An 18,793-nucleotide genomic window follows, 5' to 3' on the forward strand; every position below is an offset into this window, starting at 1 on the left:
GGAATGGTGCCGACAGGGTCGGTCTCTTCTGGAAAATGATGCGGAGGACTAACCACAGGAGGTGCGCTATGAGCGTAATTTCAATGAAACAATTATTAGAAGCAGGTGTTCATTTTGGACATCAGACAAGAAGATGGAACCCCAAAATGGCGGAATACATCTTCGCAGAAAGAAACGGTATTTATATCATCGACTTACAGAAAACTGTAAAAAAGGTTGATGAGGCTTATGCAGAAGTTTGCAAGACAATTGCAGACGGCGGCGAAATTTTGTTTGTTGGTACAAAGAAGCAGGCTCAGGAATGCTTGAAAGAAGAAGCAGAAAGATGCGGTATGTACTATGTTAACCAGAGATGGTTGGGTGGTATGTTGACAAACTTCACAACAATCAAAACAAGAATTGCAAGATTGAAAGAATTAGAGAAAATGCAGGCTGACGGCATTTTTGAAGTACTGCCTAAGAAGGAAGTTGCAGCTTTGTTACACGAGATGGAAAAGCTGGAAAAGAACCTTGGCGGTATCAAAAACATGAAGAAAGTGCCAGACATGCTCTTTATTGTTGATACAAGAAAAGAAAGAATTGCAGTTCAGGAAGCACACAATTTGGGTATCCCTATTGTTGCTATCGTTGATACAAACTGTGATCCTGACGAAATCGATTATGTTATTCCCGGTAACGATGATGCAATCCGCGCAGTAAAGTTGATTGCTTCCAAGGTTGCAGACGCTGTTTTGGAATCCAAGCAGGGTGAGCAGGAAGCGCCAGCTGTTGAAGAAACAGTAGCTGAATAAGTTATTTACAAGGCATTTGCCCGAGCTTCAGCCAACTTACGGGCTGAAGCTCTTTTCATATTATAGAAGAAAATACGGAGGGAAAAAAACATGGCTATTACAGCAGCAATGGTTAAGGAATTGAGAGAAACTACAGGCGTAGGCATGATGGATTGTAAAAAAGCGCTGGCAGAAACAGATGGCGATATGGAAAAAGCAGTAGAACTTTTGAGAGAAAAAGGTCTTGCCGCTTCCGCAAAGAAAGCTGGACGTATTGCTTCTGAAGGCATTGTAGATATTTATTTAAGCGATGATAATAAAATCGGTACAATTATCGAAGTAAACTCCGAAACAGACTTCGTTGCAAAAAACCAGATTTTCAAAGATTATGTTGCAGCAGTTGCAAAACAGGCTTCCAAGTCTTCAGCAGCTGATATGGATGCATTCTTTGAAGAGAAATGGGATTTGGATCCTCAGTTCACTGTAAAAGACGCTTTGAGCCAGCAGGTTGCAATTATTGGTGAAAACCTTAACATCAGACGTTTTGAGAAATTCGAAAAAGCTCAATCCGGCAAATTGGTTTCCTACATTCACGGCGGCGGCAGAATCGGCGTTATGATTGAATTGGCTTGCGAAAATGAAAGTGAAGAATTGGAAGAATTGGGTAAGAACATTGCAATGCAGATTGCAGCATTAAACCCTAAGTTCATCACTGAAAATGATGTTCCTTCTGATTTTATTGAAAAAGAAACAGAAATTTTAACACAGCAGGCAAAAAATGATCCTAAAAATGCAAGCAAGCCTGATCAGATTATTGCAAAAATGATTGAAGGCAGACTGAAAAAAGAATTAAAGGAAATGTGTTTAGTTGAACAGCCTTATGTAAAAGATGGCGACCTGACAGTTCAAAAATATATTGATTCCGTAGCGAAAGTTGTAGGTGCTCCTATCCAAGTTGCACGTTATGTTCGTTTCGAAACAGGCGAAGGTTTAGAGAAAAAAGAAGAAAACTTTGCTGATGAAGTTGCAAAAGCTGCGTTAGTATAAGATACCTTCAAGTACCCTTGCTGCATTTGGTGATGGTACGTATTGTGGTTGTTTTATCAAACACGATAAAATTGAAAAGAAACGCCAAATTCTGGCGTTTCTTTTTTTCGGAAATTATGAATTTTTTTACTTTTGTAAAAAATGTGGTAATTTTAGTTAGATTGTGATACATTAGAATGGTAAGGAGGCTGTTACAATGTATAAGAGAATTGTCCTGAAATTAAGCGGCGAGGCTCTAGCTGGTGATAAGGAAGGCGTCACTTTTGATGATAGCATTATTTGGGGGTTAGTGTCTCAAATTAAAGAAGTCATAAGCAGGGGCACACAAGTATGTCTCGTTGTTGGCGGCGGCAATTTTTGGCGTGGCAGAAGTGCTACTTCCGGTATGGATCGAACAAAAGCTGACCAAATTGGGATGTTGGCAACGGTAATGAATGCTATCTATTTGGCAGATGCTTTCAGACAAAACGATGTATCAGCAACCGTTCAAACCCCCATTCCTTTTGGCACTATGACAGAGCTTTTTTCTAAGGATGTTGCATTGGCACGGCTGGAAAAGGGCGAGGTGCTGATTTTTGCAGCTGGGCTTGGGCATCCATTCTTCTCAACAGATACAATTACAGCCTTAAGAGGGGCCGAGCTTGATGTAGATGGGTTATTTTTTGCAAAGAATATCGATGGCGTCTATGATGACGACCCTGCGGTGAACGCCAATGCAAAAAAAATAGATGTAATTAAATCGGAAGAAATTGTCAAAAATAATCTTAAGGTAATTGACATGGCGGCAGCCAATCTTTGCTTTGAGCGAAAAATTCCCGTTGTTATTTTCGGTTTAAATGAAGAGAAAAGTATAATCCGTGCGGTAAGCGGAGAAAAAATCGGTACAGTTGTTACAGTTTCTTGATAGAATAATCATAGGAGGCAAATGCTATGGCATCAGAATTAATGAAACCTTTTGAAGAAAAAATGGAAAAAACCGTTGCAGCTTTGATGAGCGATTATGCAACCATCCGCGCAGGCCGTGCAAACCCCCATGTCCTTGATAAAATCACAGTTGAATATTATGGTACGCCTACACCAATCAATCAGGTGGGAAATATAACTGTTCCAGAAGCACGTATCATTCAGATTCAGCCTTGGGACAGCACAACCTTGAAGTTGATTGAAAAAGCAATCAATGCCTCAGATTTGGGCATCAACCCCAACAATGACGGTAAAGTAATCCGTTTGGTTTTCCCTGAATTAACAGAAGAGAGAAGAAAAGAACTGACAAAAGAAGTAAAAAAGAAAGCTGAAAACTCAAAAGTTGCAATTCGAAACATTAGAAGAGATGCAATGGATGCTTTCAAAAAAACTGAAAAGAAAAAGGAAATTACCGAGGACGAACTTAAGGATCTGGAAGATAAAACACAGAAACTGACAGATAAATATGTTGCAGATATTGATAAAAAATGTGACGAAAAGTGTAAAGACATCCTTGCGGTATAAAATATATAATCCGCCCCTCTGGTAATAAGAGGGGCTTTGTTACTTTGTTTCACGGAGGAAATTTATGTTTTTTCAAAAGAAGGAAAAAGCTGTATCCATTGACATGACTCGCTTACCCAAACATATTGCGATTATTATGGATGGGAATGGTCGATGGGCGGCTAAAAGGGCTTTGCCCAGAAAAGCAGGGCATAAGGCAGGAGCAGAGGCATTTGAGCGCTTGATTACTGAAGCAAAGGACATAGGAATCCAGCATATCACCGTGTATGCTTTTTCTACGGAAAATTGGAAGCGTTCAGATGAGGAAGTCAATGCCATTATGGATTTAATGCGCCATTATTTAAAAAACTCCTTTCAACGCTTTTTAAAGGATAATGTAAGGATGCATATAATAGGAGATATTTCTCGTTTGGACAAGGATATTCAAGAGCAAATACAAGAGGTTGAAGAAAAATCCAAAGAAAAAGATGGCATGACGGTCCATATCGCTTTAAATTATGGCGGAAGAGATGAGCTATTGCGCAGTGTTCAAAAGATTACAGAAAAAGCACTGAATGGACAGATTTATCTTCAAGATATTACAGAAGAAACAATCGAAGAAAATCTTGATACTGCTGGCGTGCCTGACCCCGAGCTGCTTATTAGAACAAGCGGTGAGGAGCGCATCAGTAATTTTCTTTTATGGCAAATTGCATATTCTGAATTATATTTTTCAAATGTGTTATGGCCTGATTTTAATAAAAAGGACCTGGTAGAGGCAATTTACTATTATCAGAATAGAGAACGCCGCTTCGGCGGAAGATGAATTGAGGTGATTTTTCATTGAAAACTAGAATCATTTCCGCAGTAGCCCTTTTGCCGTTTCTAATATTTGTTGTTGCATCCGGAGGTTTTTGGTTAAAAGCCTCAGTTATTGTTTTGGGGCTGATAGGCATGCATGAGTTTTATCGTGCTTTTTCCAAAGAGAATGCAGGATTGCATATCATTGGATATATTTTTGCATTATATTATGGACTTTTTATGGAGCAAATTATAAACGAGAACAATTATTTTAATATTTTTGTTTCTTTTTTCCTAGTGGTATTATTGGTTTACACAGTAGTTTGTCATGATAAAACAAATGCATTGGAAGGCATGACAGGATTTTTTGGCTTTTTCTATGCATTCTTTTTGCTGTCTCACATCTATTTAATTAGAGAATTTGCATATGGTCAGCAATTGGTTTGGCTTGCATTTATTGCAGCTTTCGGCTGTGACACAGGGGCATATTTCATTGGAGTCAATTTTGGAAAGCATAAACTAATTCCTACCTTGAGTCCCAAAAAAACAATTGAAGGAGCAATCGGCGGCATTCTAACTGCAACTTTACTTTCTATGGCATACGGTTTATGGATCGGAAAAGTTGTGATGTTTGAGGATGTAAATTTATTGCTGTTATGTGGTTTAGCAGGTTTTTTCGGTTCCTTTTTAGCCCAAATTGGCGATTTGGCAGCCTCAGCCATGAAAAGAATAAACGGAATCAAGGATTTTGGAAAATTAATACCCGGTCATGGTGGTGTTTTAGATCGCTTTGATAGTGTAATTTTAACTGCTCCGGCCTTGTATTATATTATGTTCTTCTTAATTAAAGCAAAACCGTAAAGAGGTATCTAGGTATGAGAGAAATTTCTATTTTAGGCTCAACTGGTTCCATTGGTACACAAACCTTGGAAGTAATTGAGCATTTAGGTGACATCAAAGTTTCAGGAATTACGGGAAACCATAATATAGATTTACTTGAAAAGCAAGCAAGAAAATTTTGTCCCCGCTATGTTGCAGTTATGGATGAAAACCGTGCTAAAACCCTTCGAGACCGTTTGCGTGACACGAATACTAAGGTATTAAGTGGAATGGAAGGGCTGATTGAGGTTGCAACATTAGACAGTGTTGATACTGTGGTAACTTCTGTTGTTGGGAATGTAGGTTTAAAACCCACTTTTGAAGCCATTTCTGCTGGGAAAGATATTGCTTTGGCAAATAAAGAAACCCTTGTTTCTGCAGGACAACTGGTAATGGATTTGGCAAAGAAAAAAGGTGTTTCGATTTATCCTGTGGATAGTGAGCATTCTGCAATTTTTCAATCCTTGCAAGGGAATGAAGATAACCCCATTCGCCGCATTTTATTGACGGCATCAGGTGGTCCATTCCGTGGTAAGAGAAAAGAGGAATTGCTGCATGTGACTGCCGCTGATGCATTAAAGCATCCCAACTGGTCTATGGGTAGAAAAATCACAATTGATTCTGCTACGCTGATGAACAAAGGTTTAGAGGTAATGGAGGCAAAGTGGTTATTCGATGTATCGGCAAACCAAATAGAGGTGTTGGTGCATCCCCAAAGTATTATGCATTCCGCAGTTGAGTATGAGGATGGTGCCATCATGGCACAAATGGGAGAGCCTGATATGAAGGTGCCTATTCAATATGCTCTAACTTATCCCAAAAGAAGAAAAAGTCCTTTCCCAAAAGTGGATTTTACCAAAAGAAATACACTGACTTTTGAAAAGCCTGATATGGAAACCTTTCGGTGTCTGGCATTGGCATACCATGCACTTGAAATCGGGGGAACATTACCCGCAGTTTTAAATGGAGCAAATGAAATAGCAGTAGAAAAATTTTTAAATGGTAAAATATCTTTTTTACAAATTCCTGAACTGATAGAACTGACTATGAATGCATATACTGTGAAGTATGATTACACATTAGAAGATTTATTGGAAGCAGATGACTGGGCAAGAAGCTTTGCCACAGGTGTGACTTTTCAATAAACGAAAGGAGGCAGGAGCTTGTTCTCCATTTTGATTTCGCTGATTTTAATTGGTGTACTTGTAATTGCACATGAATTTGGGCATTTTATTGCCGCAAAAAAAAGTGGTATTTTGGTTGAAGAATTTTCCATTGGCATGGGCACAAAGATATTTTCTCGCCAAATGGGAGAAACAGAATTTAGTATTCGACTTTTACCCCTAGGTGGGTTTTGTCGTATGCAGGATCAGGAAGAAGACGGAACAATTGGCCCAAGGTCTTTTCTGAATAAATCTGTAGGGGTTCGTTTTATTGTCATGTTCGCAGGGCCGTTTATGAATTTTCTTTTGGCTTTTATTATGATTATAGGGCTTACATCTACCTCATATACGGCTTTCCCTAAAATCAAAGAGGTTTTGCCGGGTACGCCTGCTCAGGAAATTGGCTTGCAAGCTGGCGATGAAATGTATAGAATTAATGGGAAGCGTATTCATATTTACGATGAATTGGAAGCACAGATTTATAAAAGTGGCGGTGAAGAGTTGCGATTGGACGTCATTAGAGAGAATCAGGTGTATACCTATAAATTGACGCCAAAATATGATGCACAACGCAAGGGTTACTTAATTGGATTTGCACCTGAAATCCAAGTGGGTTTATTTGCGGAAGCAGTTGAAGGATATAGCAAAATTTCAGTGGTTGATACCATGTACTACAGCTACTATTCTATGCTGAATTATGTGAAGCTTACAGCAGAGGGGTTGGCGCGAGTATTTACCTTTACCGCCGACAAGGATGAGTATGGTGGTCCCATTTCCATTGTAAAAATGGTTGGAGATAGCTATGAAGCCGGTATGACTTATGGCGTAAAGGAAGCAGTTCAAAATGTAATCTATATTGGGGCCGTGCTTAGTGCCAACTTAGGGGTACTTAATCTTTTTCCCATACCTGCACTGGATGGAGGAAGGATTCTTTTATTGCTGGTTGAGGCAATCCGAAGAAGGCCTTTAAATCCCGATCTGGAAAGCAAAATACATTTTCTTGGATTTGCCTTTTTAATGGGATTAATGGTTTTTGTTCTTTACGGAGATATAGTTAAGGTTTTTGCATAGTTTATGAGTCGTATTTTTAAAAAGCGATAACTGGTAAGAAACGGGAGATTGTTTTGAAATTTATGGTCTCCTGTTTTCTCTTTTCACCGTGGTTGCTTAAATTAAATTCTTTCATCTTGAAAGTTCAGCAAAGGGCTTTCATGAGATATGGCTCAAATGACTATCATTTGGGCGTTTTTTATGCTTAAATAAAATAAAGTCTTTGTTTCTTAAACATGTGATTAAAAGTGGTTGTAAAAGGATGTGACAAATATGTTGCGAAAAATGACAAGAGAAGTGCAAGTGGGGAAGGTGAAAATTGGCGGTGGAAATCCCATCGTCATTCAATCCATGTGCAACACAGATACTCGGGATGTGGCGGCAACGGTGAAACAGATATTGGACATGGAGGAAGCCGGATGTGAGTTGGTGCGGGTTGCAATTTTAGATATGGAAGCCGCCAATGCTGTGGAAGAGATTAAAAAACAAATACATATTCCTTTGGTTGCTGATATTCACTTTGATTATAGATTGGCTCTGCGAGTTATGGAGTTGGGAATTGATAAAGTTAGAATTAATCCCGGTAATATTGGAGAGGAAAGTCGCATTCGTCAAGTAGTGGAAAAAGCAAAGGAAAAGGGCATTCCTATTCGCATTGGTGTAAACAGTGGCTCTCTGGAAAAGGATTTGGTTGAGAAATATGGCGGTGTAACTCCCCAAGGTTTGGTGGAGAGCGCACTGCGTCATGTACACATTCTTGAGAAGTATCATTTTCATGATATTATTGTGTCCATTAAAGCATCAGACGTCCCATTTTCCTTGGAAGCGTATGGTCTGCTTTCTCAAGCCATTGACTATCCTATACATGTAGGGATTACCGAGGCAGGAACTGTTTATAGCGGCACCATTAAGTCTGCAGTAGGTATAGGTACAATTCTTGCGGCAGGTATAGGGGATACCCTGCGTGTTTCCTTAACAGGGGACCCAATAGAAGAAATTCGTGCGGCAAAAGAGATTTTAAAAAGCCTTGGATTGCGAAAGTTTGGCATCGAATTGATTTCCTGTCCCACCTGCGGAAGAACACAAATAGATTTAATCTCCATTGCCAATGAGGTGGAAGGACTTTGCAAGGATATTGATAAAAATATAAAGGTTGCCGTAATGGGCTGTGTGGTAAATGGTCCTGGGGAAGCCAGAGAAGCCGATGTTGGTATCGCTGGTGGAAAAGGAGAGGGGCTTTTATTTAAAAAGGGAGAAATCATCAAAAAAGTTAAGGAGTATGAGTTGGTTTCTGCTCTAATGGAAGAGATTGAACGCTTTTAATTGAAATGGAATTGGAAAGGAGGGATAGTGTGACAATACAAAGTTTTCATCAGGTATTTCAAAAAATTTCTTTGTCAGTGGGGGTAAAAGAGACCTTTTGCGATACGGAAGTAAAAAAGTTAACCATATATAAAAAAGATCGCTCTGTGGATGTAAAGCTTGTCTCGCCTAAGCTGATCCCTTTACAAGAATCAGAACAATTAAAAACAGAACTACAGCGAGCACTACCCGGAATTAAAGAGGTTCGCTTGTCTTTAGAATATGTATTGAATGAAATTGACGACGAAGATTTTTTATCCGTTTATTGGGAAAATATAAAAGAATATATTTCTCAGCAAAGCAAAATTTGTGCCGGTGTTATTTCAGATGCAGTTTGGAAGTATAAAGACGGCAAGTTATATATCCATGTAAAAAATAACATGGCGTATTTTATGGCTCAAAAAAAACTGGATATAGAATTGCAGAAGATGATAGAAAAGGAAACCGGTAGAGTGATCCTTACCCAATTTAAAAATGCAATTATTTCAGAACAAGAAACCAAATTATTTGAACAGGCAAAGGAAGAAAGAGCTGCTGAGTTTATTCAAAAAATAGTTGCTGCACAAACGGCGGCAGAGCAAGAAAAATCAGCCGCAGTGGCAGCAGGAGTTTCCGATTCTGTTCAAAAGGGAATTTTGTTTGGCAAGGAATGCGTGGGAACAAAAATACCTATCTCTGAAAGTAAAATCATTGGGGAGACGGTTGTTATAGAAGGCAGTATTTTCAATGTGGAGAGCAGAGAGATTAAAGGAGAAAAATATATCATATCCTTTGATATTACAGATAAAACAGACTCAACTACAGTCAAATTCTTTGTAAAGAAAAGTATTTATGACGGTGAGCTTCAGGATCGCTTTAAAATGGGCGCGTATTTAAGAGTGCAAGGCGACGTTCAATTCGATAAATATGCCCGTGAAATCAATATTATGGCAAAAAATATTAATCTTGCACAAGCGCCCCCTACCAGAATGGATACGATGGAAGAGAAAAGAGTAGAACTCCATTTACATACCCAAATGAGTAGTATGGATGGTGTAACTCCGGTGAAAAATTACATAAAGCGTGCCATAGATTGGGGACATAAGGCAATTGCTATAACCGATCATGGCGTTGTACAGGCCTTCCCTGATGCCATGAATGCTGCAGGCAAGTCCGATTTAAAAGTAATCTACGGTGTGGAGGCTTATTTGGTGGATGACCTTGGCAATGTAGTTACCATGTCAAGAGGCCAAAAGCTCAACGAGACTTTCGTGGTTTTTGATATAGAAACAACAGGACTTTCTAGAGAAACAGAAATGATAACGGAGATTGGCGCCGTAAAATTAGAAAATGGACAAATTATCGATCGATTCAGTACCTTTGTGAATCCCGGCAAACCCATTTCCGCCGAAATTACAAAGCTAACGGGTATTACCGATGAAATGGTTGCAGATGCTCCTAAGATAAAGGAAGTGTTGCCGGAATTTTTGGCATTTGCAAAAGACGCCGTTTTGGTGGCTCATAACGCCGGCTTTGATATGGGTTTCATTCGGGTGGCGGCAGAGAGATATTGTCAAATTGAGGTGGAACATACTGTCCTAGATACTCTGGAACTGGCTAGAGCCTTATTGCCCCAGTTGAATAAGCATAAGCTTAATATTCTTTGTGATTTTTTGAATATTTCTCTGGTGGGGCATCATAGAGCTGTAAACGATGCTGAGGCTACAGCAGAAATGTTTTTGAAATTTATTGATATGCTGGCAGAAAAGAATGTTTTTACACTGGATGAAATAAATATTTTTTCCAGCCGTACAGTTAATTATAAAAAGCTGCGTGCCCATCATGCTATTATTTTGGTGCAAAATTATACGGGCTTACGAAACTTATATGAATTGGTGTCCTTATCCCATATTGATTATTTTTATAGAAGACCACGTATCCCAAAAAGTCAGCTTTTGCGTTTGAGAGAGGGGCTTATTTTGGGCAGTGCCTGCGAGGCAGGGGAAATTTATCGTGCTTTATTGGATAACGCACCCAAAGAGGTGATAGAAAACCTTGTAGGGCTTTATGACTATTTGGAAATACAACCCTTAGGAAATAACAATTTTATGATTGACTCCCCAAGGGTGGAAGCGATACGTTCAGTGGAAGATTTGAAGAAAATGAACCAAAAAATCGTTTCCTTGGGGGAAAAATACCATAAACCTGTAGTTGCTACCTGTGATGTTCATTTTATTGACCCTGATGATCAGGTTTATCGAAAGATCATCATGGCGGCAGAGGGTTTTTCCGATGCAGATAATCAGCCACCTTTATATTTTCGAACTACGGAAGAGATGTTGAAGGAATTTCAATATTTGGGAGAGGAAAAGGCAAAGGAAGTGGTCATCACCAATACAAATCGTATTGCCGACTGCATTGAAAAAATAAAGCCCATACCCGATGAAACCTTCCCACCCAAAATTGAGGGTGCGGATGATGAGTTAAGGCGTATTTGTATGGATAAAGCTCATTCTTTATATGGCAATCCCTTACCGCACATTGTGCAAGACCGTTTGGAAACAGAACTAAACTCCATCATCAGTAATGGTTATGCGGTGCTTTATATCATTGCCCAAAAGTTGGTATGGAAATCGGTGGAGGATGGATATCTGGTTGGTTCCCGTGGTTCGGTAGGTTCATCCTTTGCGGCGAATATGGCGGGTATTACAGAAGTAAATTCCCTGCCGCCCCATTATGTGTGCCCAAGCTGTAAATATTCGGATTTTGAATCTGAAACAGTAAAAACCTTCGCTTCGGAAGAGGCTTGTGGCTGTGATATGCCCGATAAGGTATGCCCAAATTGCGGTGAAAAGCTTCATAAGGATGGACACGACATTCCCTTCCAAACCTTCCTTGGCTTTGAAGGGGATAAGGAACCGGATATTGATTTGAACTTTTCAGGGGAATATCAGCAGAGTGCCCATGCCTATACAGAAGAGCTTTTCGGAACAGGACATGTTTTTAAGGCTGGAACCATCGGTACTCTTGCAGATAAAACTGCCTATGGCTTTGTAAAAAAATATTTTGATGAGCGTGAGCAGACAGTACATAATGCAGAAATAAATCGTTTGATATTAGGTTGCACTGGCGTAAAAAGAACCACGGGACAGCATCCCGGGGGTTTAATGGTAGTGCCCAATGACCATAGTATTTATGAATTTTGCCCCATTCAGCGGCCCGCAAATGATGTAAATTCTAAAATTACCACGACACACTTTGATTATCATTCCATCAGTGGACGTTTGCTGAAGCTTGACCTTTTGGGGCATGACGATCCTACAGTTATTCGAATGCTATACGATTTAACTGGAGTAAATCCACAAACGGTGCCCCTTGGCGACCCAGAGACCATGTCTTTGTTTGAATCACCACAAGCTTTGGGGGTTACGGAGGAGGATATCAATTGTAAAACAGGAACTTTGGGTATTCCGGAATTCGGTACAAAATTTGTTCGTGGCATGCTTTTAGATACAAAACCAAAATCTTTTGCTGATTTATTGCGAATTTCAGGGCTTTCCCATGGTACCGATGTATGGCTTGGCAATGCACAGACATTAATCGAAAATGGTACCATCACCTTGAAAGAAACAATTTCTACTCGAGATAGTATTATGATTTATCTGATAAATAAAGGCGTAGATAAAAAGAAATCTTTCAAAATTATGGAGAAGGTGCGTAAAGGAAAGGGCTTGACAGAGGAAGATATTGCGGACATGAAAGCCTCTCAAGTTCCCGATTGGTATATTGAATCTTGCCAAAAAATCAAGTATATGTTCCCTAAGGCCCATGCAGCTGCCTATGTTATGATGGCATTCCGCATTGCTTATTTTAAAATTCACTATCCTGAAGCATATTATGCGGCATACTTCACTGTAAGAGCCAGTGACGATTTTGATTATGCAACCATGTGTAAAGGTATGGAAAAAGCGAAAGAAGCAATTAAGGAGATTCAGGCAAAAGGGATGGAAGCAACGGCGAAGGATAAAAATAAAATGACTGTTTTAGAAATTATCGTTGAGTTTTATGCCAGAGGATTTCACTTCCTGCCCATTGATCTTTATAAATCAGACAGCAAAAAATTTATCATTACTGAGCAAGGGATGATACCTCCCTTTAACTCCTTGCAGGGCTTAGGTACCACTGCAGCTGAAAGTATTGTAGAAGGCAGGAAAGAAGGGGAATTCAATACCTTAGAGGAACTGAAAAACAGAACCACCTTGGGTCGCTCTCTCATAGATCTATTGAAGGAGAATGGCGTTTTAAATGGTATTCCCGAAACGAATCAGCTTAGCCTGTTTTAACAAGTACTAACAGTTGTATGAAGCTGGAACAGCAAGAAGAGTAGATAATAATTTATCTTAATTTTCACATTTGCTTCCGTTGATAATTACTACAAATAAGCCAAAAAGCGATTCTTCTAAATATAGAAGAATCGCTTTTTTATTGTTTTTCTATTAGAAATAGGTATCCAAAACCTTTTCGGCCAGTTGTTTTTCCGCATTGGCACGAATTGCAAGAAGCAAAACTAATAAAATCTTTTCTATCTTTTCATCTTGATATGCTTCAATAATTTCTTTCACGGGAATTGCTGAATCCTGAATTCCTTCTGCGGAAGACTGCATATTCTGTTGCGTTGAAAGTTGCAGCTTGGTAAAGCCTTTATAAATATTTTGAATCATTTTTTCCTGTTCTTCCAAAGATTTTACCGAAAGCACCGGTTGAAATAGAATGCCAATGTCTTTGATAGATAAAACTGTTTTTAAATGATATATCATAATTAAAAGCATGATATGCATGGGGCTATACTTTTTCTTCACAGGTGCAGGAAAGATTTTTGCTTTGGTATAATTGTTAATCATGGTTTTTGTTAATATCTTATCTTCATCATAACGCTTATTTCTGACCAAAGCCTTATCCATAAAAGTAGTAACCTGATCCATATATAAATCAATATTTGGAATATCCTCAATATCTATACTTCCTGAAGATTTAACTTCTTGTTTAAAGTTATCTATGATTTTTTCAAGAGCTGTCATTTGTTCACCCCGAGATTTTTATTTTGTTAAATTTCTTGCTTTCTTTATTATATATTATTTCAAACAATGCTTCAAGATTTTATTCCAAATTCTTCTTGCGCTTTTTTAAATAATGTGCTACTATATGGATATAATGATATGTAGTATTGATAACTACATGAAGGAGTGGAGTATATGAGTAAAATAATATTTAAAGTAAAAGACCCAATCAGTGCATTAACCCATTTTGTTGGCTTTCTTGCAGTAATCCCATGTTTTTTATTGCTGATGCATAAGGCAAAGCTTGAGGCAAGCGTTTGGCATCAATGGGGATTTGCCGTTTTTGGTATCTCTTTATTGCTTTTATATGGAGCCAGCACAATTTATCATACATTAAAGTTGTCACAAAATAAAGTAAATATTTTACGCCGCATTGATCATATGATGATTTTCGTCTTAATAGCAGGAACTTATACGCCCATTTGCTTGGTATCCCTCCATGGTGCATGGGGCTGGACGATGTTGGTTCTTATTTGGGCCTTTGCATTGGCTGGTATTTTACTTAAAATATTTTGGATGAATGCTCCTAGATGGTTGTCTACATTGATTTACGTTGTCATGGGTTGGCTGGCAGTGGTTGTATTCGTACCATTAGAAAAAGCCGTTAGTTGGAACGGCGTTGGACTATTACTTGCAGGGGGTATTGCTTACACTGTCGGGGCTGTAATCTATGGACTAAAAAAGCCCAATATCACCTTCAAACATTTTGGTTTCCATGAAGTTTTTCATATATTTGTTATGGTTGGCAGCAGCCTTCACATAGCTTTTATGTTTGAATATGTATTATAATATTTTAATTTGACAAATAAAAAAAATATGATAAAATAGTTAGGTATCTAATCAATTAGTTAGATGTCTAACTATTTTTTTGCTACGTTATATTTTTTTTTGAACCTACATAATTGAAAATAGATATATTGCAATTGAAAAAAGAAAATAGTTTTTATGCTTATTCCAGTTAAAATATTTAGGAGGGATGGAATGTTTTGTTCTGATACATTTGCAAAAAAAAGAGAGGCTCTGGGTGATCATGTTACAGATTTCTCTTTTATTTTAAGTGTACTGGTTAAACTTTATCATGTAAATATGAAAAATAGTGCTCAGGAGATTGGGCTCTCGTGGGGGCAACCGCAAATTTTAATGTCTCTTGCGTCAAAAGATATGCAAACACAAAAAGAGCTATGTGAGTTTATACGTATAAAACCAGCGTCTATGACTGATATTTTAAAGAGAATGGAACGAGATGAGTTAATTGACCGCATTCGTGATGAAAAAGATTTGCGCAGTATTCGTGTTTGTATAACTGAAAAAGGTAGAGAGAAATTTCAGCTGTTTATTGATAAAGGCTCATCTATTGATGATGTGGCTTTACTTGGCTTTACAGATGAAGAAAAGAATATATGCTTGCATTATTTAGGCAGAATATTAGAAAATATGAATAGAGATTTAAATGAAAAGAGGGAGAATGTTTGAAGATCATTTTAAAATATATGAAGCCCTATAGAAAATTGGCAATTTTAGCGCCGCTTTTTATGTTGATTGAAACATCGTCTGAATTAATTATGCCAAAGCTGATGACCCTTTTGATCAATCATGGTGTTGGTGCATCGGATTCCAATTATATATTGAAGATGGGCGCAGGAATGATTTTTGTGGCTCTTTTAGGTATTATTGGCGGTATTGGCTGTTTGATTGCAGCAAGTATAGTCAGTCAGAGAGCAGGTACAGATTTAAGAAAAGACCTGTTTACAAAAATACAAAATTTTTCTTTCCATAATATAGATACATTTCAAACACCTTCGTTGATTACAAGATTAACCAATGACATTACCCAAATTCAGATGGTTATATTGATGTCTTTGCGTATGTTGATACGTGCCCCATTGCTATGTTTCGGTAGTTTAATTATGGCATTTTCCATTCATGCTAAGTTGGCTATGATTTTTGTAATTTCAATTATTGTTCTGGCTATCGCAACTTTTTTGGTAATGCGCAAGGCTGTGCCAAAATTTAAAATGGTTCAGGATAAACTGGATGGCGTTAATACAGTTATGAGAGAATGTTTGGCAGGTATGAGAGTGGTAAAGGCCTTTGTGCGCCATGATTATGAAATGGAAAAATTTAATGCAGCCAATGACGATTATAAAGAAACCAGTGTGAAAGCATTCCGCATTGTAGTGCTTATGCTGCCTCTGATGATGTTTATTTTAAACATTTCCATTATCGCAATTCTTTGGTATGGTGGAATTCAGGTTTCCATAGGCGGATTAAGAATTGAAGAGATTATGGCATTTATCACATATTTAATGCAAATGATTATAGCACTGATGATGATTGCCATGGTGTTTATGTATATCTCTAGAGCGCAAATTTCATTAAACCGTGTAAATGAGGTTTTAAACGAGGATATTGACATTGCAGACCCCGTTCATCCCATTGTGCCTGAAAAAAGTATAGGGAAGGTTGAATTTAAAGATGTAACCTTTCGTTATAAAGGTGGAAGTGGTGAACCGGTTTTGGAGAATCTTAGCTTTAGCGTTAATGCCGGTGAAACCATTGGCATTCTGGGAGAGACCGGTTCAGGGAAGTCCACCTTGGTGAATTTGATGCCTCGTCTTTACGATGTGACCGAAGGTGCCGTTTTTATTGATGATGTGGATGTACGAGATTATTCCATCCATAACTTAAGAAAAAGAGTGGCTGTTGTACTGCAAGAAACGATTTTATTTACCGGCACAATTAGAGAGAATATCATGTGGGGAAATAAAAATGCAACAGAGGAAGAAGTGATTGCTGCTGCGAAGGCTGCACAAGCCCATGATTTTATCGTAGAATTACCCAATGGCTATGATACTGAACTGGGACAGAAGGGGGTTAATGTTTCCGGTGGGCAAAAACAACGTATTTCTATCGCCAGAGCATTAATTCAAAATCCAAGTATTATTATTTTTGATGATAGTACCAGTGCGGTGGACTCATTAACTGAAAAAAGAATTCGTCAAGCAATGAAAGATTCTCATGACCAGTGTACAAAGTTCATTATTGCCCAACGAATCAGCTCGATTAAACATGCAGATAAAATTTTTGTGCTGAAGGATGGTAAAATTTCCGCGCAAGGTAACCATAACTATCTTATGGAAACTAGCTTGGATTATCAGGAAATTTATCAATCTCAAATGAAGAAAGGGGTAGTTATAGATGCCTAATCCCCGTATGGGTGGTAAACCGCCAATAGAATCCAGGAAACCAAAAAATACGAAGAAAACCCTTGGCAGACTCTTAAAATATTTAAATAAATATTGGCTCTATTTATTAATTTCTTTTATTTGTATTGCCTTTGTTACACTTGGGACAGTTTATGCAACTCGCCTGATTGGTATTGCCATTGATCAGTATATTACAAAGTTTGATTTTGCTGGTTTAGCCAAAGTTTGTTCAATACTTTTAGCCATTTATGTTGGTTCTTCTTTGTGCATGTGGCTTCAAAGCTATTTGCTTCTTTTAGTAGGGCAAAATGTTGTTGCCACAATCCGTAAGGAGCTCTTTGAAAAGATTCAGAGACTTCCTTTAAAATATTTTGACACTACAACCCATGGCGAAATCATGAGCCGTGTTACTAATGATGTAGACAATATTTCTATGGCTCTAAATAACAGCATCTCCCAAGTATTACAAAGCGGTTTAACCTTAATTGGGACCTTCGCAATGATGCTTTATTTAAATATTCCTTTGACCATTGCATCTATCGTGACTATACCAATATTGCTTATTGTCACAAAAGCCATAACCACTCGCTCACGAAAAAATTATAAAGAAAAGCAAGAGCGTCTTGGAAAACTGAATGGTTATATTGAAGAAATTATATCAGGGCAAAAGGTTGTTAAGGTATTCTGTCAAGAAGATGAAATGACACAAGCGTTTTCTGAAAAGAATAACGATTTACTGAAGGTTGGTATTCGTGCAGAAATCTTCTCGGGAATCATTGCACCAATTATGATGGCTCTGAACAACATTTCATATGCCATTGTTGTTGCAGCAGGCGGTCTTATGATGGTTATGGGTATGCCTATGACATTAGGTACCATTTCTAACTTTATTATATATTCCAAGCAATTTACAAGACCTTTGAATGAATTGGCAAACCAAGTAAATGCCATGATGGCGGCCTTCGCCGGAGCTGAGAGAGTGTTTGAGGTTTTGGATGAGCCGGAGGAAATGAAGGATCAACCCAATTCCATTGCGCTCACTGATGTAAAAGGTGATGTTGTTCTTTCAAATGTTGATTTTTCATATGAAGAAGGTCATCCTATTTTGAAAGAAGTAAACCTGTATGCAAAACCGGGGCAGACTATTGCCTTAGTTGGACCTACCGGTGCTGGAAAAACCACGATTATAAATTTATTGACTCGTTTTTATGATATAGATAAAGGTACCATTACCATTGATGGACGAGAAATTAAGGATATCAAGAGAAAAAGTTTGCGTTCAAACCTAGGAATTGTTTTACAAGATACCTATTTATTTACGGATACCATTCGTGAGAATATTCGTTATGGTAGATTAGATGCGAAAGATGATGAAATCATAGCGGCGGCGAAGCTTGCCAATGCCCATGAATTTATTCGACGCTTACCCGATGGTTATGATACCGTTTTAACCGACGGCGGTGGAAATCTAAGCCAAGGACAAAGACAAATGCTTGCCATCGCCAGAGCAATTTTGGCGAACCCCTCAGTATTGATTCTTGATGAAGCAACCAGCAGTGTAGATACACGTACAGAGGTGAAAATTCAGGAAGCTATGCAGAATTTGATGAAGGGGCGCACCAGTTTTGTCATTGCTCACCGCTTAAGCACCATAAAAGATGCTGATTTGATTGCTGTAATTAACCATGGCGAAATTATAGAGCGAGGGAACCATGAGGAATTGATGGCGAAAAAAGGCTTCTATCATAGTCTGTATAGCAATCAGTTTGAATCGGAGCAGGCTGTATAAAAAATTGTGTAGACTGTATTCTTTTGAAAAACAACCAAAAACACTTGATTTTTATTGGTAAATATGATATAAATATTTTCATGAATAGACTTTGATGAGGAAGAGTACAATTCGATTTGTTTTTTTCAGAGAGCCGTCGGTTGGTGCAAGTCGGTAAAAACGC

15 protein-coding genes and 1 other annotated feature (1 of these 16 running past the window's edge) are annotated in these 18,793 nt (G+C 38.3%); of the genes, 14 read left to right on the forward strand and 1 reads right to left on the reverse strand.

From position 1 onward, the window contains the following. Nucleotides 1-68 precede the first annotated feature (68 nt). From rpsB to NE558_RS09325, 10 genes are all read left to right on the forward strand, one after another. Nucleotides 69-791, forward strand: a complete 723-nt coding sequence (gene rpsB / locus NE558_RS09280) for a 30S ribosomal protein S2 (protein WP_256149758.1) — start codon at nucleotides 69-71, stop codon at nucleotides 789-791. Between the two features lie 90 nt (nucleotides 792-881). Further along, the gene (gene tsf, locus NE558_RS09285; RefSeq protein WP_256149759.1) at nucleotides 882-1,817 is read left to right on the forward strand and encodes a translation elongation factor Ts; all 936 of its coding nucleotides are present in this window, start codon (nucleotides 882-884) and stop codon (nucleotides 1,815-1,817) included. Nucleotides 1,818-2,013: 196 nt separating this feature from the next. After that, nucleotides 2,014-2,721, forward strand: coding sequence for a UMP kinase (gene pyrH / locus NE558_RS09290; RefSeq protein WP_256149760.1), 708 nt, complete (start codon nucleotides 2,014-2,016; stop codon nucleotides 2,719-2,721). Between the two features lie 26 nt (nucleotides 2,722-2,747). Next, nucleotides 2,748-3,305 carry a ribosome recycling factor gene (frr, locus tag NE558_RS09295; RefSeq protein ID WP_256149761.1) on the forward strand — a complete coding sequence of 186 codons (558 nt, stop codon included), beginning with the start codon at nucleotides 2,748-2,750 and terminating at the stop codon, nucleotides 3,303-3,305. Nucleotides 3,306-3,369: 64 nt separating this feature from the next. After that, nucleotides 3,370-4,110 carry an isoprenyl transferase gene (locus tag NE558_RS09300; protein WP_256149762.1) on the forward strand — a complete coding sequence of 247 codons (741 nt, stop codon included), beginning with the start codon at nucleotides 3,370-3,372 and terminating at the stop codon, nucleotides 4,108-4,110. A gap of 17 nt (nucleotides 4,111-4,127) precedes the next feature. Then, entirely contained in the window at nucleotides 4,128-4,946 is an 819-nt protein-coding gene (locus NE558_RS09305; protein WP_256149764.1) for a phosphatidate cytidylyltransferase, read from the forward strand. Nucleotides 4,947-4,960: 14 nt separating this feature from the next. Then, on the forward strand, nucleotides 4,961-6,109 hold the full coding sequence (locus NE558_RS09310; protein WP_256149765.1) for a 1-deoxy-D-xylulose-5-phosphate reductoisomerase: 1,149 nt from the start codon (nucleotides 4,961-4,963) through the stop codon (nucleotides 6,107-6,109). A gap of 18 nt (nucleotides 6,110-6,127) precedes the next feature. Next, nucleotides 6,128-7,198, forward strand: coding sequence for a M50 family metallopeptidase (locus NE558_RS09315; protein ID WP_256149766.1), 1,071 nt, complete (start codon nucleotides 6,128-6,130; stop codon nucleotides 7,196-7,198). A 252-nt stretch (nucleotides 7,199-7,450) separates the two neighbouring features. Then, nucleotides 7,451-8,500 carry a flavodoxin-dependent (E)-4-hydroxy-3-methylbut-2-enyl-diphosphate synthase gene (ispG, locus tag NE558_RS09320; RefSeq protein ID WP_256149767.1) on the forward strand — a complete coding sequence of 350 codons (1,050 nt, stop codon included), beginning with the start codon at nucleotides 7,451-7,453 and terminating at the stop codon, nucleotides 8,498-8,500. Nucleotides 8,501-8,529: 29 nt separating this feature from the next. After that, nucleotides 8,530-12,861: a PolC-type DNA polymerase III gene (locus NE558_RS09325; protein ID WP_256149768.1), complete on the forward strand. Its 4,332-nt coding sequence runs from the start codon at nucleotides 8,530-8,532 to the stop codon at nucleotides 12,859-12,861. 153 nt (nucleotides 12,862-13,014) lie between these two features. Here NE558_RS09325 and NE558_RS09330 read toward each other — a convergent pair whose 3' ends face one another. Further along, nucleotides 13,015-13,596, reverse strand: a complete 582-nt coding sequence (locus NE558_RS09330) for a DUF1836 domain-containing protein (protein WP_256149769.1) — start codon at nucleotides 13,594-13,596, stop codon at nucleotides 13,015-13,017. 174 nt (nucleotides 13,597-13,770) lie between these two features. Here NE558_RS09330 and trhA point away from each other — a divergent pair, with 174 nt between their 5' ends. The 4 genes from trhA to NE558_RS09350 all read left to right on the forward strand — a co-directional run bounded on the left by trhA (nucleotide 13,771) and on the right by NE558_RS09350 (nucleotide 18,630). Then, the gene (gene trhA, locus NE558_RS09335; protein ID WP_305145039.1) at nucleotides 13,771-14,424 is read left to right on the forward strand and encodes a PAQR family membrane homeostasis protein TrhA; all 654 of its coding nucleotides are present in this window, start codon (nucleotides 13,771-13,773) and stop codon (nucleotides 14,422-14,424) included. A 192-nt stretch (nucleotides 14,425-14,616) separates the two neighbouring features. Further along, on the forward strand, nucleotides 14,617-15,108 hold the full coding sequence (locus tag NE558_RS09340; RefSeq protein WP_256149770.1) for a MarR family winged helix-turn-helix transcriptional regulator: 492 nt from the start codon (nucleotides 14,617-14,619) through the stop codon (nucleotides 15,106-15,108). Beyond that, entirely contained in the window at nucleotides 15,105-16,841 is a 1,737-nt protein-coding gene (locus NE558_RS09345; RefSeq protein WP_256149771.1) for an ABC transporter ATP-binding protein, read from the forward strand. The genes NE558_RS09340 and NE558_RS09345 overlap by 4 nt, the downstream gene beginning before the upstream one ends. After that, nucleotides 16,834-18,630, forward strand: a complete 1,797-nt coding sequence (locus NE558_RS09350) for an ABC transporter ATP-binding protein (protein ID WP_256149772.1) — start codon at nucleotides 16,834-16,836, stop codon at nucleotides 18,628-18,630. The genes NE558_RS09345 and NE558_RS09350 overlap by 8 nt, the downstream gene beginning before the upstream one ends. An 82-nt stretch (nucleotides 18,631-18,712) precedes the next feature. After that, nucleotides 18,713-18,793, forward strand: a binding site (T-box leader) (it continues 138 nt past the right edge of the window).

It is taken from the genome of Anaerotignum propionicum (genome assembly GCF_024461735.1).
Taxonomy (GTDB): Bacteria; Bacillota; Clostridia; order Lachnospirales; family Anaerotignaceae; genus Chakrabartyella.